This window comes from Mesorhizobium hunchu, from assembly GCF_040081975.1.
GTDB classification, from domain to species: Bacteria; Pseudomonadota; Alphaproteobacteria; order Rhizobiales; family Rhizobiaceae; genus Mesorhizobium; species Mesorhizobium hunchu.
The window spans coordinates 1-16,431 of record NZ_JBEBMG010000011.1; the positions used below are offsets into that span (position 1 = coordinate 1).

14 protein-coding genes and 1 pseudogene are annotated in these 16,431 nt (G+C 65.9%); 5 read left to right on the forward strand and 10 right to left on the reverse strand.

From position 1 onward, the window contains the following. A partial coding sequence (locus tag ABMA46_RS17370; protein WP_349001233.1) for an ATP-binding protein occupies positions 1 to 197 on the forward strand: 197 nt, incomplete at its 5' end. Positions 198 to 261: 64 nt separating this feature from the next. Then, a pseudogene (locus ABMA46_RS17375) lies at positions 262 to 669 on the forward strand (mannonate dehydratase); the annotation flags it as partial. 83 nt (positions 670 to 752) lie between these two features. Here ABMA46_RS17375 and ABMA46_RS17380 read toward each other — a convergent pair. The 9 genes from ABMA46_RS17380 to ABMA46_RS17420 form a co-directional block, all read right to left on the reverse strand. Then, complete coding sequence (locus tag ABMA46_RS17380) at positions 753 to 1,805, reverse strand: NAD(P)-dependent alcohol dehydrogenase (RefSeq protein WP_349001235.1); 1,053 nt, start codon at positions 1,803 to 1,805, stop codon at positions 753 to 755. Between the two features lie 48 nt (positions 1,806 to 1,853). After that, entirely contained in the window at positions 1,854 to 2,864 is a 1,011-nt protein-coding gene (locus tag ABMA46_RS17385) for a sugar-binding transcriptional regulator (RefSeq protein ID WP_349001236.1), read from the reverse strand. Between the two features lie 120 nt (positions 2,865 to 2,984). Beyond that, the gene (locus tag ABMA46_RS17390; protein ID WP_349001237.1) at positions 2,985 to 4,049 is read right to left on the reverse strand and encodes a hypothetical protein; all 1,065 of its coding nucleotides are present in this window, start codon (positions 4,047 to 4,049) and stop codon (positions 2,985 to 2,987) included. Further along, on the reverse strand, positions 4,046 to 5,125 hold the full coding sequence (locus ABMA46_RS17395) for an ABC transporter ATP-binding protein (protein ID WP_349001239.1): 1,080 nt from the start codon (positions 5,123 to 5,125) through the stop codon (positions 4,046 to 4,048). The genes ABMA46_RS17390 and ABMA46_RS17395 overlap by 4 nt, the downstream gene beginning before the upstream one ends. 5 nt (positions 5,126 to 5,130) lie before the next feature. After that, the gene (locus ABMA46_RS17400; protein ID WP_349001240.1) at positions 5,131 to 6,456 is read right to left on the reverse strand and encodes an iron-containing alcohol dehydrogenase; all 1,326 of its coding nucleotides are present in this window, start codon (positions 6,454 to 6,456) and stop codon (positions 5,131 to 5,133) included. Beyond that, a complete protein-coding gene (locus tag ABMA46_RS17405) occupies positions 6,449 to 7,975 on the reverse strand; it encodes an FGGY-family carbohydrate kinase (protein ID WP_349001242.1) in 1,527 nt (508 codons plus the stop codon). The genes ABMA46_RS17400 and ABMA46_RS17405 overlap by 8 nt, the downstream gene beginning before the upstream one ends. A 62-nt stretch (positions 7,976 to 8,037) precedes the next feature. Further along, positions 8,038 to 9,570, reverse strand: coding sequence for an ABC transporter substrate-binding protein (locus ABMA46_RS17410; RefSeq protein WP_349001244.1), 1,533 nt, complete (start codon positions 9,568 to 9,570; stop codon positions 8,038 to 8,040). 43 nt (positions 9,571 to 9,613) lie between these two features. Further along, positions 9,614 to 10,513 (reverse strand): carbohydrate ABC transporter permease, encoded by a 900-nt coding sequence (locus ABMA46_RS17415; RefSeq protein WP_349001245.1) that lies wholly within the window; start codon positions 10,511 to 10,513, stop codon positions 9,614 to 9,616. Then, positions 10,513 to 11,424, reverse strand: coding sequence for a carbohydrate ABC transporter permease (locus ABMA46_RS17420; protein WP_349001246.1), 912 nt, complete (start codon positions 11,422 to 11,424; stop codon positions 10,513 to 10,515). Before ABMA46_RS17420 ends, ABMA46_RS17415 begins: the two co-directional genes overlap by 1 nt. Before the next feature lie 303 nt (positions 11,425 to 11,727). Between ABMA46_RS17420 and ABMA46_RS17425 the strand changes: the two genes are divergently transcribed. Beyond that, positions 11,728 to 12,066, forward strand: coding sequence for a twin-arginine translocation signal domain-containing protein (locus tag ABMA46_RS17425; RefSeq protein ID WP_349001247.1), 339 nt, complete (start codon positions 11,728 to 11,730; stop codon positions 12,064 to 12,066). A gap of 760 nt (positions 12,067 to 12,826) precedes the next feature. Here the strand turns inward: ABMA46_RS17425 and ABMA46_RS17430 are convergent. After that, positions 12,827 to 13,819 carry a hypothetical protein gene (locus tag ABMA46_RS17430; RefSeq protein ID WP_349001249.1) on the reverse strand — a complete coding sequence of 331 codons (993 nt, stop codon included), beginning with the start codon at positions 13,817 to 13,819 and terminating at the stop codon, positions 12,827 to 12,829. 236 nt (positions 13,820 to 14,055) lie between these two features. Here ABMA46_RS17430 and glmM point away from each other — a divergent pair, with 236 nt between their 5' ends. Both glmM and ABMA46_RS17440 read left to right on the forward strand, forming a co-directional pair. Further along, positions 14,056 to 15,408, forward strand: coding sequence for a phosphoglucosamine mutase (gene glmM / locus ABMA46_RS17435; RefSeq protein ID WP_349001251.1), 1,353 nt, complete (start codon positions 14,056 to 14,058; stop codon positions 15,406 to 15,408). A 199-nt stretch (positions 15,409 to 15,607) separates the two neighbouring features. Next, positions 15,608 to 16,423 carry an outer membrane protein gene (locus ABMA46_RS17440; RefSeq protein WP_349001252.1) on the forward strand — a complete coding sequence of 272 codons (816 nt, stop codon included), beginning with the start codon at positions 15,608 to 15,610 and terminating at the stop codon, positions 16,421 to 16,423. Positions 16,424 to 16,431 lie beyond the last annotated feature (8 nt).

Sequence of the window (16,431 nt, forward strand, 5' to 3'; positions counted from 1 at the left end):
TCATCACCACCAACCTCAGCTTCAGCGAATGGGCGACCGTCTTCGGTGATGCCAAGATGACGACGGCGCTGCTCGATCGCCTCACCCATCACTGCCACATCCTGGAGACCGGAAACGACAGCTTCCGCTTCAAGAACAGCTCCGCCCAGACCACACCAACAAAGAAGGAGAAAGCACCCACCTTGACCAAAACCTGAGACCCAAACCATACATGAAGGCGGGTCACTTCTCGGCGAAAATCTCGGGTCAGCTCTCAACGGAAATCAACAGGCCAGCGGCATGACGCTGTGCACGGGCTCGCTCGGCGCACGCCACGACAATGATCTGCCGGGCATGGTGAAACGGTTCGGGCCGAAAATCCATTTCGCCCACCTGCGCAACGTCCGCAAGGAGGGTAAAACCTCGCCGTCGTCATTCTACGAGGACGAACACCTGAGCGGCGACACCGATATGGTGGCGGTCATTTCGGCGCTGCTCGATGAGGAGGCGCGCAGGAGGGAAGAAGGGCGAGCCGACGCGGCGATCCCCATGCGGCCCGATCATGGCCAGGACATTCTCGACGATTGCGCGCGCGGCGCGCAGCCGGGATATCCGGCGATCGGCCGACTGAAGGGGCTGGCCGAACTGCGCGGAATAGAAAAGGCGCTGACGGCAAGGCGCGCCGGATAGGCGGCTTCGGTCGATGACGCCGTCGAGCGAGGCTTCGCGCGCGCTCCGCTCCCGGATGCCGGGCGGCGCATTCCGCGCCGGCCTCAGGCCTGGTCGGGCATCGCGATCTGCAGCTTGACGTCGTCGGGTCGCGCTTCGACCGCACGGTCGAAAGCGGCGATGGCCTCCTCGAACGGGAAGGTCGCCGAGATCAGCGGTTTCAGGTCGACCTTGCCGGACCCCATCAGCGCGATCGCCCGCTCGTACTGGTGCGCATAACGGAAGACGGTCTCGATGCGGATTTCCCGCGTCGAAGCGAGCGACACGTCGAACGGCACCGGCGCCACCGGCAGGCCGACCGCAACGACCGTGCCAGCCGGCCGCGGCAGGCTGAACAGGTTCTCCCACGCTTTGGGCGATCCGGAACATTCGAACACGACGTCCGCCCCCCAGCCGTCGGTCAGGCGCATGACCTCGGCGACAAGATCCTTCTCGCGGATATTGACCGGGATGACGCCCTGGTAGCGCGCGGCGATGTCGAGCTTCGGCTGCGCCAGGTCGGCGACGACCACACGCGCACAACCGCCGGCGAGCGCGGCGATCGCCACCATCGTGCCGATCGGCCCGGCCCCCAGCACGACCGCCGTGTCGCCCGGCGCGATCTTCGCCTTGGCGGCCGCCTGCATGCCGACGGCGAAAGGCTCAACCATCGCGCCTTCGGCGAAGGAAACGTTGTCCGGCAGCTTGAAAGTATAGGCGGCGGCGTGCACGACATAAGGCGTCAGCACGCCGTGCACCGGCGGCGTCGCCCAGAAGCGCACCGCCGGATCGACATTGTAGAGACCGAGCCGGCTGGCCTTCGAATTCGGATCCGGGATGCCCGGCTCCATGCAGACGCGGTCGCCCACCTTGAGGTTGGTGACGCCCTCGCCGAGCGCATCGACGGTGCCGGCGGCCTCATGGCCAAGCACCATCGGCTGATCGACGACGAAGGGGCCGATGCGGCCGTGGGTGTAGTAGTGGACGTCGGAGCCGCAGACGCCCACCGTGTGGAGCCTGATCCTGACCTCGCCCGGTCCCGGCTCCTGCGGCAGGTCGATATCGCGCAGCGACAGTTCGTTCTGACGCTCCAAGACAAGCGCGCGCACCTTGCTCATGATCGACTTCCTCTCAGTTCCTCGTTTGCGCAGTCCAAGAACCGCGACCTATTCCAAAACGTTTTCCTGTCCGGCCAGGATCGCCTCGGCCGTTCGCTCGTCGGTGACCATCGCCGAAAGGGTGCCCATGCGCAGCGCCGCGCGCATGACCGTCACCTTATCAGGGCCGCCGCCCGCCAGGATGACGGTCTTTATCTTGCGAAGCGCGTCCGGCGACAGGCCGATGACGCGGCGGTTGAGCGGGTGGTCGATGAGTTGGCCGTCCGCATTCATGTAATAGCCGCACAAATCGCCGACCGCGCCGGCTTCTGTCAGCGACGCCCTGGTCTCGGGCGTGAGCACGCCGATCCGTGCCATGGTGGACTTCGTGTGCAGCGGGCCGACCGAGACGAAGGCTATGTCGACCTCGCGCGCGCGCTTGAACGCGTCCTGCAGCATCGATTGCTGCAGCAGCAGGTCGCGCGTCGCCTCCGTGTCGGCGAAGATGGGCGCGGCGATATAGAAGCACTCGGCATCGAACATCGCCGCCAGCCTCGACGACAGGTCATAGATGTTGACCGCCGAGCCGCGCGTCAGCCCGCCCATCAGCGAGACCACGGACATGCGTTTCACCGGGCGAACGGTCACCGAGTTCAGGCTGAGCTGCAGCGTGCGCCCCCAGCCGACGCCGATGGAAACGCCGTCGGTGATATGTTCCGACAGCAGCGCGCCGGCGGCGGCGGCGACGGCGTGCGAGACCATGTCGTCCTGCGGCGGTGTCGGCACGACGCTCGCCCGTGCGAGGCCGTAGGTGGCGCAGAGCCTGTCCTCGAGCTCGGTCAGAGCGGCGATGCGCGAATTGATGCGGATCTGGACGATGCCCTTGGCACGCGCCTGCGCCAGCATCTTGTTGACCCGAAGCCGGGTGAGGCGAAGGTGCTTGGCCACCTGCGCCTGCGTCATGTCGCCGACATAGGCGAGCCAGGCCGCGCGCGCCATCAGTTCCTCTTCGCGTTCCGGTGAGAGAACGGACGGGGTCCGCTGGCTGGAACTGGGGTTTTTCTGGCGCGGTTTGGACAAGCTGCGGTTCCGGTTCTGGGCGCGGCCGGGGCGTCGGTCGTCACGCCGCTCCGGCATTGCCGGAACGAACGGCGGGAGCCTGCGTGAGAGATCAGCCGCCGTCACGGCGCGGGACATGGATCATATGGCACTCCGATGGAACAAGTCATAGCGCAATTCAAGCGGCGCATCGTTGCAGACCGTGTCGAGGATGGCGAAAGCGAGCGGCAGGCGGGCGGGATCGAGAGCGCCGGTCTCGGCCATGCGCCGCAGGGTGGGACCAAGGTCGAGCGCAAGCTGCGCACCTTCGACGGTATCGGCGCTCATATGCTCACGCTTGGCTTGCGAATAGGGAATGCCCAGCCCCAGCAGCTTGCCCATGCGGCCGTTGCGGCCGGCCTGGCAGGTCACGTAGAGATCTCCGGCCCCGGCGAGGCCCGTCACGGTCTCGGCCGTGCCGCCGGCATGCTCGGCCAGCACCGTCATCTCGCGCAGCGCCTGGGTGAACAGAGAGGCTGCGTGGTTGTGCATCAGCGCGCCGTTGCCGGCCCGGCCCTGCCTCTCCAACTGGCCTGCCGGCGCACCGACGGCAAGGGTGAAGAAATTCTTGAACGCCGCACAGATCTCGACGCCGGCGACGTCGGCGGACGGGCGGGCATGGTAGTAAGGCGCCTCGAGCATATCGATGACGCGCGCGAGAAGATCGGCGTCGGCGCCGGTCACCACGACCGAGGTGTCGCGCCCGGCCGCAAGTTCGCCGGCGATGCAGGGGCCGCCGATGGCCATCACCGGCATGGCCATGCCGGTGCGCCGCTCGACCTCGCGCGCCACGAGATCGGGCAACAGGCCGATGCCGTCCTCACCCGCCGTCAGCCCCTTGGTAACCATCAGGATGGGAACCGGCGCGGAAACGGATTCGACGATGCGGTCTATTGCCCAGCCGACGCCGGCCGACGCGACGCCGAGGATCAGAAGGTCAGGCGGCTCGCGCATCACCGTGCCGAAGTTGGTCCAGGAATGGGCCTCGACGCGCGCAGGCAGGGTCACGCCCAGCCGCGGATGAAGCCCGTTGCCGGCGACCGAGCGGACGATCTCCTCGTCGAGATGCGTGCCGACGAGATCGACGCGGGAGCCACCATGCGCGCCCGGCAGCGTCATGGCCGACCCCATCACGCCGGCGCCAAGAATGACGATGCGGTGCGTCACGCCCCGACCTCCAGCCGCTTGCCGCTCTGCTGGTCGAACAGGTGGATGCGGTCTACCGTCGGGACCAGCGTGATCGGCGCGCCGGGCTTCGGGCTGATGCGCTCCTGCGTGATCGCGCAAAGGTCCTTGCCGGCGGCGTCCGCGTAGAGATGGATTTCCGGCCCGGTGGGCTCGACGGTCGAGACCGTGGCCGCGATGCCCTTGCCGGCCTCGCCCGGCTTGAGATGCTCGGGCCTGATGCCGAAGACGATCTTCTGACCCGCCTGCACGGCCGCGCCCGCCGGCAGCGGCAGCGTCAGGCCATCGGCCTTCAGCACCGCACCGCCGTTCTCGGCCACAACCTCGCCGGAGATCAGGTTCATGGCCGGCGAGCCGATGAATTGGGCGACGAAGAGATTGTTGGGATGGTCGTAGACGTCGAGCGGGCGGCCGGTCTGCTCGATGACCCCGTCGCGCATGATGACGATGACATCGGCCATGGTCATCGCCTCGATCTGGTCGTGCGTGACGTAGACCGTGGTGGTGGCGAGGCGCTGGTGCAACTCCCTGATCTCGGTGCGCATCTGTACGCGCAGCTTGGCGTCGAGGTTGGACAACGGCTCGTCGAACAGGAAGACCGCGGGATTGCGCACGATGGCACGGCCCATCGCGACGCGCTGGCGCTGGCCGCCCGACAGTTCGCGCGGATAGCGCTTCAGATAGGGTTCGAGATTGAGGATGCCGGCCGCCCACTCCACCTTCTCGGCGATCTCCGCCTTCGGCACATGCTTCAACTGCATGGAGAAGGCCATGTTGTCGAAAACGGTCATGTGGGCGTAGAGGGCATAGTTCTGGAACACCATGGCGATGTCCCGGTCCTTCGGGTGCAGCCGGTTGATAACCTTGTCGCCGATGCGGATCTCGCCCGCCGTGATCGGCTCCAGCCCCGCGATCATCCGGAGCAGCGTGGACTTGCCGCAGCCCGACGGCCCCAGCAGCACCACGAACTGGCCGTCCTCGATGGCGAGGTCCAGTCCCTTGATGATCTCGACGCTGCCGTAGCTCTTGGCGATGTCGGTAATGGTAACGGATGCCATGCCGGTCATTCCTGTTCTTCGATGAAATCGTCCAGAAGCCCCGAGTCCGCCGCGAGGTTGAGGAAGGACCAGCGGCCCCGTATCTCGCGGGCGTAGCGGATGGCGTCGCGCCAGACCGCGCGCGGCAGGCCGAGCTCGCGCGCGCTGGTCGGCCCGCCGGCGGCGCGCAACGCGCCTTCCATCGCCTCGACGGGAAGCGCCATCGCCGCCAGGTCGCGGCGCAGAGCCGGCCACGCCGCTTCAAGCCGACCATTCAGGGCGGCGGCACCCTCGCTGTCCAGCGCGGTCTTCTTCATCTCGGCGATGCACAAGGGCGCGAGCGTCGCGCCGTAGCGTGCGCGCATCGCGGTCTCGTCGACGACGGTCGGGCTGACGACAGGCGGCTTCTCCCGGCTCAGCAAGCGTTGCTGCAGCCGTGCCATGACAAGCGAGGCGACGCCCACCTGCTGGCCGTGCGTGGTGCCCGGATGATCGTCGCCGGCGAACATGTCGATCCAGTGCGAGATCTGGTGCTCGCCCATCGAGCCCGGATTGGACATGCCGGCCAGACAGACGCCGAAAGCACACAGCGTCATCACCCGATGCAGATGGCCGATCGCGGCGATGTCGTGGCGCGCGAGGCCGGCCGCGTGGGCGATCATCTTCGGCTCGTCGTCGGCGAGCAACTCGAAGGGTGCGGCGTCGTAGGGCGTGCCGAACAGGACGTGCGACGCCCACCAGTCGATCTGGGCGGTCGGCCGGCACAGGCTGTCGCCCAACCCCGCCGCACTCAGCCATGACGGCGCCTTCGCCGACACGTCGAGATCGATGAAGATGCCGCGCGGCGCGCGCGACGACACCGACGTCTTGAGACCGGAACGCAGCGTCACCGACGCGGTCGATGCGCCGTAGCCGTTCATCGACGCGGCCGTACCGAACACGGCGTAGGGCCGGCCGTCGAGGAAGGAGGCGTGCTTGCACAGATCGTTGACGACGCCAGACCCCACCGCGACGATAGCATCGGCCCCGCGCGTCTTGTCGCGGACGAGATCGATGGAAGGTTCGTCGCAGGCGAGACCGTCCGCCAGCACGATCTCGTCCACCGCCGCGATCGGCCGCAAGGCCCGTGCCACGCGCCGGCCCATCGCCTCCACCGTATTTGTATCGGAGACCACGGCGAGCCGTGAGCCGAGGCCGAGCGGCCGGATCAGCTCCGCTTCGCGCCCGTCCAGCGTCTCGGCGATCTCGATCGTCTCGAACGGCAGCACGATGGGCCTTCCCGTCGCCGGGTCCGCCCAATGGCCCGCCACCACGTCTTCGATCAGCGCGTTCCAGTTGGTCCGTTCAGTCACCGGCACGCTCCGTGAAAGCCGCCAGCTTGCGGTTCCAGGCCTGCAGGGCCGGCCAAAGTTCGGCGTGGAGCGCGCGCAATTCGCCGTAGCGGGCGGCGCGGCGCGGGTCCGGCTCGAAGCGCTCGACCACGGTTCCGGCCATGGCGCCGGACGCCTCGGCGATCGTCGGGAACCAGCCGACGCCCTTGGCTGCCGCCATGGCGGCGCCGAGCGACGATGCCTCAACCGTCGAGGTGCGGCCGACCGGCTTGCCCAGCGCATCGGCCAGGATCTGCATCCAGAGATCCGAAGCCGCGCCGCCGCCGATGGCGACGTAGTCCGCGACCTCGCGTCCGATAACTTCCCCCATGCGCCGGCTCGTCTCGGCCTGATGCAGGGCGATCGCCTCCAGCGTGGCGCGGTAGACATGGCCGCGCCGCGTCGAGCCCGACAGGCCGGCGATGACACCGCGCGCGGAACTGTCCCAATGCGGGTCCATGACGCCCTGCCAGTAGGGCAGCATCACCAGCCCGCCGGCGCCGACCGGCACGGCTGCGGCTTCCGCCTCCAGGCTCTTCAGATGGTCGGCCGACGCGCCCGGCGGCGCCATCAACTCGCGCGTCATCCAGTCGACCAGGAAGGTGCCGGAACGCAGGCAGGTCTCGAAGATATAGCCGTCCTCGGCGATGGCCGTCTCGGTGCGGAAGGCCGGATCGAAGCGATAGTCGCGGCCATAGGTGCCCGAGACCACGGCGGTGCCGAGGTTGATGTAGGCATGGCCTTCCCGCAGCACGCCGGCTCCGGTGCCCGCGCACTGGCCGTCGCCCCCGCCGGCGATGACGGGCGTGCCTTCCCGCAGGCCAGTCGCCCCGGCGGCCGCCGCACTGATCGTGCCGATCACCGTGCCGGGCGGCTCCAGTTCGAGCATCGTCCTTTGCGGCACGCGGGCCGCTTCCAGTATCTCGGCCGACCAGCGTCGGGCACGCATGTCGAAGACGCCCATAGGATCGGCGGAAGCGGTCGAGGTCGCCCAGCGGCCGGTGAGGTTGAAGGCAAGGAAGCCGTGGACATCCGCGAGCCGCTCCGCCTTCGCGAAAGTTGCCGGCTCCTCCTCGCGGAACCAGATCATCCGGTAGAGGCAGGGAATGACGTCGAGCGGTTTACCGGAGATCTCGTGCACCCGGCCTGCACCGAAGGATTCCCCGAAGCGCCGTTCCTGCGGCCGCGCCCGCTCGTCCAGCCACACCGTGCCCGGACAGAGCGCGGTGCCGTCCTCGCCAAACAGGCCGAAGGTCTCGCGCTGGTTCGAAATCGCCAGTCCGGCGATGCGGGCCGGATCGACCTTCGCCGTCACGGTGCGCAGCGCCTTCACGGTCGAGCCCCACCATTCGGCGGGATCCTGCTCGAAATGGCCGGGCGCGGGGTTGGAAATGGAGATTTCCGACCGGCCGGAAGCCACGGCCCGGCCCTCCCGGTCCCAGGCGATCGCCTTGGTGGCCGAGGTGGAGGAATCGACGCCGATGACGAGGTCAGGTTTCATGATGCCGGTGGCCGACACGGCGGCGGCCCGTGGGACCGCCGCCGCGTGCTTGGGAGGCGCTGTCAGCGCAGGCCGGCATCGGCCACCTTGCCGTCGACGATCTTGCCGATCGCGTCCAGGCAGGCCTTGGCGTCGCCATTGTAGTCTTGCCCGGTGAGCAGCTTGCCGAGCTCCACCGGGATGTCGTTGTTCGACAGGTCGGCCCAGATCGGCATGTCCGGCTCGGAGCCCATCTGGTTGTCGATCGTCCACTTGATGGCGTCGAAATGGCGCGTCGTGCCGGGGCCGACGACGGCTTTCTCCTTGACGCGCGGATCGGTGAAGGACGAGTTGCGCATCGGTGAGGCGCCGCCGCCGAGGGTCGAGACGCGCGCCATCACGTCTTTCGAGCACACCCATTGCATGAACAGCCAGGCCGCTTCCTTGTTCTTGGAATATTGCGACAGCGCGATGGCCGAGCCGCCCTGATGGCCGACGGCCGGAATCTCGTTGAAGCCGCAATCGGCAGCCGCACGGCGGCCGGGCACTTCCTTCGGCGCCGGCAGCGCCTCGAACAGGCCCTTGACCTTGGAATCGTTGGCGTCGAAGCCGGGGAAATCCTCACCCCAGGTGATCGCCATGGCCGCCGCGCCCTGGGTGAGCGCCTGGCCCTGGCCGTCCCAGGTCCAGGTTGTGGCCGAGGGTGGCGAGTTCTTGACCAGTTCCTGATAGAACTTCAGGCCGGTGACGCCCTGCTCATCATTGCCGACGAACATCTTGTCCTTGTTGAAGATCGAGCCGCCGTGACCCCACAGCGCAAAGGTCCAGTCGCATTCCAGCGAATAGTGGCCCGATTTCGCCTGGCAGGCGGTGCCGAAGATGCCGTTGCCCTTCTCGGCCTCAGTCATCTGCTGCACGACCTTGAGGTACTCGTCGAGGTCCTTCGGCACGGCGATGTTGTGCTTGTCGAACAGGTCCTTGCGATACATCAGGATGAAGATCGGGATGTCGAAGGGGATGCCGCACTGCTTGCCGTTATACATGGCGATGCCGTCGACCAGCGGCTTGGAGAAATCGTCCCAGTCGAAGCCCGGCATGGCCAGCTCCTTGTTCTGGTCGTAGTACTCGCGCGGGTCGATGACGTCCTGCGAGAAGGTCGCCATCCAGGACTGGTCGAGATAGTAAAGGTCGTAGGTGCCGAGCTGGCCCTGCACGTCCTGCGTCGCCTTGGCCAGCACCTGCTCCAGCGGCACGATCTCGACCTCGACCTCGATGCCGGTCGCCTTGGTGAACTCGCCGGCGACGAGCTGGTTGGCGACGATCGAGGGCGGCGTCGCCTCGGAGGTGTAGCGGATCTTGGTGCCGGCATAAGGCTTGCCGACATCAGCCAGCCACTTCAGCATGTCGGCGTCCTGCGCCTGGGCCTCATCCGGTCCCAGGCCGAGCAGGCCGCCACGTTTGCGCCCACCGCCGAGCAGGCCGGCGTTGAAGGCGGAGAAGCCGACGCCGGCCATCGCCATCCTGCGCATGAAATCGCGCTTCGTCAGGCGCTTTGCCGTGAAATCGTTGCAGGCGTCGACGATGAATGTCTTCTTGTCGTGATCTTTCAAGCTCATTGCACTTCCTCCGGTTGACCTTGAATTCGTTTTTCTTGTTGGCTCAGTCCTTGAGCGAGCCGAGGGTGAGCCCCCGGACCAGATGCCGCTGGACGAGCAGGATGAAGATGAAGCTGGGGACGATGGCCGAGGTGCCCAGCGCGGTGATGTAGCCCCACTCGGTCGCCGTCGAGGTGACGAAGGTGGAGATCTTCACCGGCACCGTGCGGATTTCCGTCGTCAGGAACAGCGACAGCAGGAACTCCGTCCACGAAAAGATGAAGCAGAGCACGGCGGCGGCGGCGATGCCGCCCTTCACCATCGGCAGCACGATCTTGTAGAAGGTCTGCGCCCTGGTTGCGCCGTCGATCATCGCCGCCTCGTCGATCTCGCGCGGCACGTCGTCGAAGAACGATTTCAGCAGCAGCACCGCGAGCGGCAGGTTGATCAGCGTGTGCACGAGGATCAGGCCGAGATAGGTGTCGCGCAGGCCGAGGTCGCGGAACATGAAGACGATGGGGATGACCATCGCGATCGGCGGCATGAAGCGCTGCGACAGGATCCAGAACAGGAAACTCTGCTGCCCGACGAACTGCATGCGCGACAGGCAATAGGCCGCGAGCGTCGCGAGAAACAGGGTCACGATCGTCGATCCGACCGCAATGATGGCGCTGTCCGCCAGCGACTGGCGCGAATCGTAGGAATTCGCGCCGCCCTTGATGACGCCCGCCGCGTCGCCGCCCTGCTCCATGCCGATCTGCACGCGCGAGACGCCGAGCAGCGTGACGCGGTAGTTGTCCGGCGTCGGCGTGAAGTCGACATAGACGGGACCGGAACGGTCGAAGATCGCCGAATAGGGCTTGATCGACGACAGCGCCCACCAGGCGATGGGGAACATGAAGATCGCAACGACGATGACCGCGACGACGTCGCGCAGCCTTTTCTGGAAGAAGGTCGGCTCCATCAGAACCTCACCTTGAAGACGCGCACGAAGATGTTCGAGACGACGATCAGCACGATCAGAACGATCAGCGAGAGCGTTGCGGCGTAGGGGAAATCGCCGGTGAAATAGATGCGGCCGGCATAGAAGGACAGCGTCTCGGTCGCGGTGCCGGGACCGCCTGCGGTGATGATGTAGACGTAGTCGTAGATGCGGAAGAGATCGACGCCGCGGATCAGCACCGCCACGGCGATGACCTTGCGCAGCATCGGCAGCGTCAGCCTAAAGAATGTCTGGACGGCGCTGGCGCCGTCGATCGCGGCCGCCTCGAACGGGTCCTTCGGCAGCGAGCGCAGGCCCGCCAGCATGATCAGCACCATGAACGGCGTCCACTGCCAGATGTCGGCCAGCATGACGGCGATCAGCGCCGTGTGCGGCTGCGTCAGCAGCGGCCGGGCCGGCGAGACGAGATCGAGCGCGTAGAGGTAGAACGACAGGACGCCGAACGAACCGTCCTGCATCAACAGGAACATCATGCCGGTGACCGCCGGCGGCACGACCAGCGGCAGCGTCATCATGGCCCGCAGCACGCCGTAGCCGCGCCGGTCGGTGTCCAAGAGCAGCGCGATCAGGATGCCGAGCACCAGTTGCAGCGCCAGCGCGACGAAGGTGTAGAGGAGCGTCGTCTCCAGCGCCCCCCACATGCGCGCGTCGGAGAACGCCTTCACCCACTGATAGCCGCCGGCGAAATCGAGCTGACGCGTGAGCACGTTGCGTTTGTGCAGGGACAGCCAGATCGAATAGCCGAGCGGATAAAGGCCGAACACCGTCAGCATCGCGGTGATCGGCAACAGCCACGGAACCGGGGAATCGGCGGTCAGGAAGCGCGGCAGGGCAAGGCCGCGCGCGCGCTCGACACTCACCGCGTCGCTCATTGCAGACCCTGCAGCTGCGGATGCACAGCCATGAACATTCCTCCCGATCCGTCTCATACCGCAAGATTCAGCGTCATCTGAAACTTTTGTATTTTTATTTTTCTTTTGTAAAAAAAGCACGAGCCAAGGCACTTTGTCAATGACGGAAACGCCTGCGGTGAGCGGCCGGGGCACGCAGGTCGTGAAGACGGCGTCCCCCGTGAGAAAGTGCGGCGCGGTTCCGAACGCCCCGGTTTTCGTTCAGCGCCTGTTCAGCTTCGTCCATCGAGATTATGGTGAGGGGCATCGATACAGGAGGAAGCGATGGATCGGAGATCCTTTCTTACCGGTGTACTTGGACTGGCCGGCACGGCTGCCGTCGTCACGGCTGTGAAGCCATCGGCGGCGCTTGCCGGAATGCCGAACAGGCCGGGCATTCTCGACGATCTGGAAACCGCCGATGCCGTTGCCGGCGATACGCCCGAGGTCGAGCTCGTCGACCACCGCAGGCATCACAGCCGGCATGATCGTCGCCACCACAACCGCCATCGGCGCCGGCGCCGGCGGCGCGAGTGGCGCACCGTTTGCAGCCGCTACTGGCGGCATGGCCGCTGGCGCAAGCGCTGCCACCGCGAGCGCGTCTGGGTCTGGTTCTGGGCCTGACGAAACCGGGAAGGCCCCGCTTCGGCGGGGCCTTTCGTTTCATGTCTTCAGGCCGCGCCAAAGCATATTGCAGCCGGACGGAATCGTCTGGTCCGCACAAATGCGGCTACGAAAACCAGGATGGAGCAGCGGAACTGCATTCGTCGGAACGCCCGTTGCTCTGACTTGTCCACAGCCGAGGGTTGCCTGATTCGCCGAATTTCAACAGACTGCACCGTGCTGACGAGGGGGTCAGCGGGCTCGAGGCTCGACGATTGTCTCACTCCCGGCTAAGTCGAGCCTCGCCCTTGCCTGTAAGCGGCCGCACCGACGATGTAGCTGCCGTGGCAGCATCGCTCTCCGCTTCAAGCGCCGCGATTACAGCGGGTAAGAAAGATTGAAGCTGTCCCAATCGGTCCAATATTGACTTGCCGGCCCTTCGGTTGCCCTTCTTGAACGCGTGGGGGCGTCAATCGTGAGGGACGACATGACCCATAGATTCTATCTTTTCGCAGCTTTGGGCGCAGCCCTGTGCGCCGTGGCGGCCTGCAGCGACAACTCCGGCGGGTCCGCATCCGACTCAACATCGTCCGCTCCGGCCGACACCAGCACGACGGCACCCGCCGACAACAACACGATGGCGCCGGCCGATACTCAGTCAACGCCGCCGGCCGACACCGCCCCGGCGCAATAGCGACCGTTCGGTCGTCCATGGCTTTTGAAATCGAGAAGGCCCGCGGATGTCGCCGCGGGCCTTTGCTTCATTCGGGGAAAACGTGGGTCAGCTCTTCAGCCTGGCGTTGCACAGGCTGTAATAGCCGCCGCCCTTCTGGATCCAGCGCAAGCCGTTCAGCGAATCGGCATCCTTGTTGGCGTAGTACTGGTCGAGGCAGGTGTGCATGCGCGCCTTGCCGGGAGTCTCGTTCGTATATTTCTTGGCGACCCCGCTGGGAAACTTGACGCCGCGCGGCGCCTTGATCGACGGCTTTACCGGATCGCCCGTATAGGTCGCCTCGTCCGTCGAGGGGACGCTGTCGTCGTCAGCGGCATTGGCCCCGCATTCGGCCTTGCGGAAATCGTTCCACTTCATGCCGTTCAGCGTGCCGCCGCTCTTGGCCGCCTGATATTTGGCCGAGCATTGTGCCATCGTCAGACCCTTGCCGTCGGAGGAATCGTCCGAGGACGCCGATTTCTTCGCCTTCTTCACGGAAACCGCCGTGGCGCTGGCACCCGGGCCGCATTCTGCCTTGCGGAAGTCGTTCCACTTCATGCCGTTCAGCGTGTCGGCTTCCTTGGCGGCCTGATACTTGGCCGAGCAGTCCGCCATCGACAGGCCCTTGGCATCGGGCGAGTCATCCGAGGCGCTCGACTTGGTCGCCTTCTTGGCGGAAGCCGCCGTGGCGCTGGCCCCCGCCCCGCATTCTGCCTTGCGGAAGTCGTTCCACTTCATGCCGTTCAGCGTGTCGGCTTCCTTGGCGGCCTGATACTTGGCCGAGCAGTCCGCCATCGACAGGCCCTTGGCGTCGGATGAATCGTCCGCCGCGGCCGCCTTCTTCGTCTTCTTTGCGGGCTTGCTTGTCTCGGCGGCGCTGGCGTCCGATCCGCACTCGCCCTTGCGGAACTGGTTCCAGGTCTGTCCGTCCAGCGTGCCGGCGTCCTTCGCCGCCTGGTACTTCGCGCTGCATTCGGCCATCGTCAGCGCGCTGGCCGGCGCCGCCAGGAACAACGCCACGACGGCCGCTCCCGTCAATGTCGCGAGTTTATCGATGAGCATCTTCGCCTCCATTGTGCTGCTCTCATCAACCCTTCGGGTTAATCCATAGCGCTACGTGAACGGCTGCGCCAGCGCCATTGATGTGCTATCGCTTGCACAGGCCGGAATCCGGCCCATTCGGCCAGAACAACGGTTTTCTAAGAATTGGTAACGTAGGATCATACAATGTGATGGCCGGCCGCGCGGCAGTTATGGCATTGACGGGCGACATGAAAAGCCGCCAGGGACGATAGGTGATGGCAGGACGTTATTTCGGCACCGATGGCATTCGCGGGCGAGCCAACAAGTTCCCCATGACCGCCGAGGTCGCCATGCGCGTCGGCATGGCCGCCGGCCTTTCCTTCCAGCGCGGAAGCCATCGCCATCGCGTCGTCCTCGGCAAGGACACCCGCCTGTCGGGCTACATGATCGAAAACGCGCTGGTCGCGGGCCTGTGCGCCGCCGGCATGGACGTGTTCCTGCTCGGCCCGATCCCGACGCCGGCCGTGGCGATGCTGGTGCATTCCCTGCGCGCCGACATGGGCGTGATGATCTCGGCCTCGCACAATGCCTACTACGACAACGGCATCAAGCTGTTCGGGCCGGACGGCTTCAAGCTTTCCGACGAGATCGAGGACCGCATCGAGCGGATGCTGGATTCCGACGTCGAGATGGCGCTCGCCGATTCCGACGGGCTCGGCCGCGCCAAGCGCGTCGACGGCGTGCACGACCGCTACATCGAATTCGCCAAGCGCACCCTGCCGCGCGCCATGTCGCTGTCGGGCCTGCGCATCGTCGTCGACTGCGCCAACGGCGCCGCCTATAAGGTCGCGCCGGCCGCGCTTTGGGAACTCGGCGCCGAGGTGGTGACCATCGGCGTCGAGCCGAACGGCTTCAACATCAACAAGGAATGCGGCTCGACCCATCCCGTCGAATTGCAGAAGAAGGTGCATGAAGTGCGCGCCGACATCGGCATCGCGCTGGACGGCGACGCCGACCGCGTCGTCATCATCGACGAACAGGGCGAGATCGTCGACGGCGACCAGATCATGGCGATGATCGCCGAGTCATGGCACCAGACCGGCCGCCTCGCCGGCGGCGGCGTGGTCTCGACCATCATGTCCAATCTCGGACTCGAGCGTTTCCTCGGCAGCCTGAACCTGCAGCTTCATCGCACCAAGGTCGGCGACCGCTACGTGGTCGAGCACATGCGTGCCCACGGCCTCAATGTCGGCGGCGAGCAGTCGGGCCATATCGTGCTTTCCGATTTCTCCACCACCGGCGACGGCCTTGTGTCCGCCCTGCAGGTGCTTGCCTGCGTGAAGCGCCAGAACAAGCCCGTCAGCGAACTGTCCCGCAAATTCGAGCCGGTGCCGCAGGTGCTGAAGAACGTGCGCTTTTCCGGCGGCGCGCCGCTGGAGGAGAAGCGCGTCAAGGCGGCAATCGAGGACGCGCGCCAACGTCTCGGCGCGACCGGCCGCCTGGTCATCCGGCCGTCCGGCACCGAACCGCTTATCCGCGTCATGGCCGAGGGCGACGACTCACAACTGGTCGAGAAGGTGGTAGACGAGATCGTTGACGCCATTTCCGAGGTGCGCAACGCTGCCTGAGCGGTACCGAAAGCCGCCGATCGGAAGCCCGCCTCGCGCGGGCTTTTTGTTTCGGGTTACCGGGTCGATCATTCGGATTTTAGCGATTCTTGGTTAATCGGCAGGGTTAAACGGCTTTTAACCTTTGCAATTCATTATCCACCACCGAAGGCAATCGAGCCGGGCCGAACGGGTTCCGGCGTCTCCAGGGGTGACGAGGATGTTCAACTTTGCAAGGACAGCGATCCTGGTCGGCATGGTCGCCGGCATCGCGGCGCCCGCATGGGCCGCCGACCTGATCGAACCGGTGGTCGAGGAAGCGCCGGCCGAGCCGGTCTACCAGCCCGCCGACACCAACGGCTGGTACATCCGCGGCGATCTCGACTATCACTGGACCGACATGAAGGGCGCGCCCCGCTACATCACCGCGCCGGGCGGCTACAATGAATTCACCAGCTACAAGCTGCGCGGCGCCCCCTCCCTCGGCCTCGGCGTCGGCTATCAGGTGAACGACCACTTCCGCGTCGACCTGACGGGCGACTACTGGTTCAAAAGCAAGTTCCGCGGCTCCACCGCCTGCGCCGGCGGGTGCACCTCCGACGAGCATTCGAACATGAGCACCTACCTGCTGATGGCGAACGCCTATGCCGACATCGGCACCTGGAACGGCTTCACGCCCTATGTCGGCGCGGGCATCGGCGGCGCCCATATCAAGTGGGACAGGGTTTACGATCCCAACACCACCGAGACCAATCCGGGCTCCAAGAACTGGCGCTTCGCCTATTCGCTCATGGCCGGCGCCTCCTACTGCCTGACCGATCACTGGAAGGTGGACGCCGGCTATCGCTTCACCCACATCCAGGGCGGGCGCATGTTCGAATACGACGCCAGCAGCTCCGGCCCCGGCTTCGACAAGGGCTTCAACGTGCATGAAGTGCGCGGCGGCCTGCGCTACCAGTTCGGCGGCGATCCCCGCTGCTCGCAGCCCGTGCCGGTGGCCTACGAGCCGACGCCCGAGCCGGTCTACACCAAGTAGACCAATCG

Excerpts from the sequence above, each read along its gene's own strand:
- ABMA46_RS17380 (WP_349001235.1), bottom strand. The coding sequence starts at position 1,805 with ATGAGCAAGGTGCGCGCGCTTGTCTTGGAGCGTCAGAACGAACTGTCG.
- ABMA46_RS17395 (WP_349001239.1), bottom strand. The coding sequence starts at position 5,125 with ATGGCATCCGTTACCATTACCGACATCGCCAAGAGCTACGGCAGCGTC.
- ABMA46_RS17405 (WP_349001242.1), bottom strand. The coding sequence starts at position 7,975 with ATGAAACCTGACCTCGTCATCGGCGTCGATTCCTCCACCTCGGCCACC.
- ABMA46_RS17410 (WP_349001244.1), bottom strand. The coding sequence starts at position 9,570 with ATGAGCTTGAAAGATCACGACAAGAAGACATTCATCGTCGACGCCTGC.
- ABMA46_RS17415 (WP_349001245.1), bottom strand. The coding sequence starts at position 10,513 with ATGGAGCCGACCTTCTTCCAGAAAAGGCTGCGCGACGTCGTCGCGGTC.
- ABMA46_RS17420 (WP_349001246.1), bottom strand. The coding sequence starts at position 11,424 with ATGAGCGACGCGGTGAGTGTCGAGCGCGCGCGCGGCCTTGCCCTGCCG.
- ABMA46_RS17425 (WP_349001247.1), top strand. The coding sequence starts at position 11,728 with ATGGATCGGAGATCCTTTCTTACCGGTGTACTTGGACTGGCCGGCACG.
- ABMA46_RS17430 (WP_349001249.1), bottom strand. The coding sequence starts at position 13,819 with ATGCTCATCGATAAACTCGCGACATTGACGGGAGCGGCCGTCGTGGCG.
- glmM (WP_349001251.1), top strand. The coding sequence starts at position 14,056 with ATGGCAGGACGTTATTTCGGCACCGATGGCATTCGCGGGCGAGCCAAC.
- ABMA46_RS17440 (WP_349001252.1), top strand. The coding sequence starts at position 15,608 with ATGTTCAACTTTGCAAGGACAGCGATCCTGGTCGGCATGGTCGCCGGC.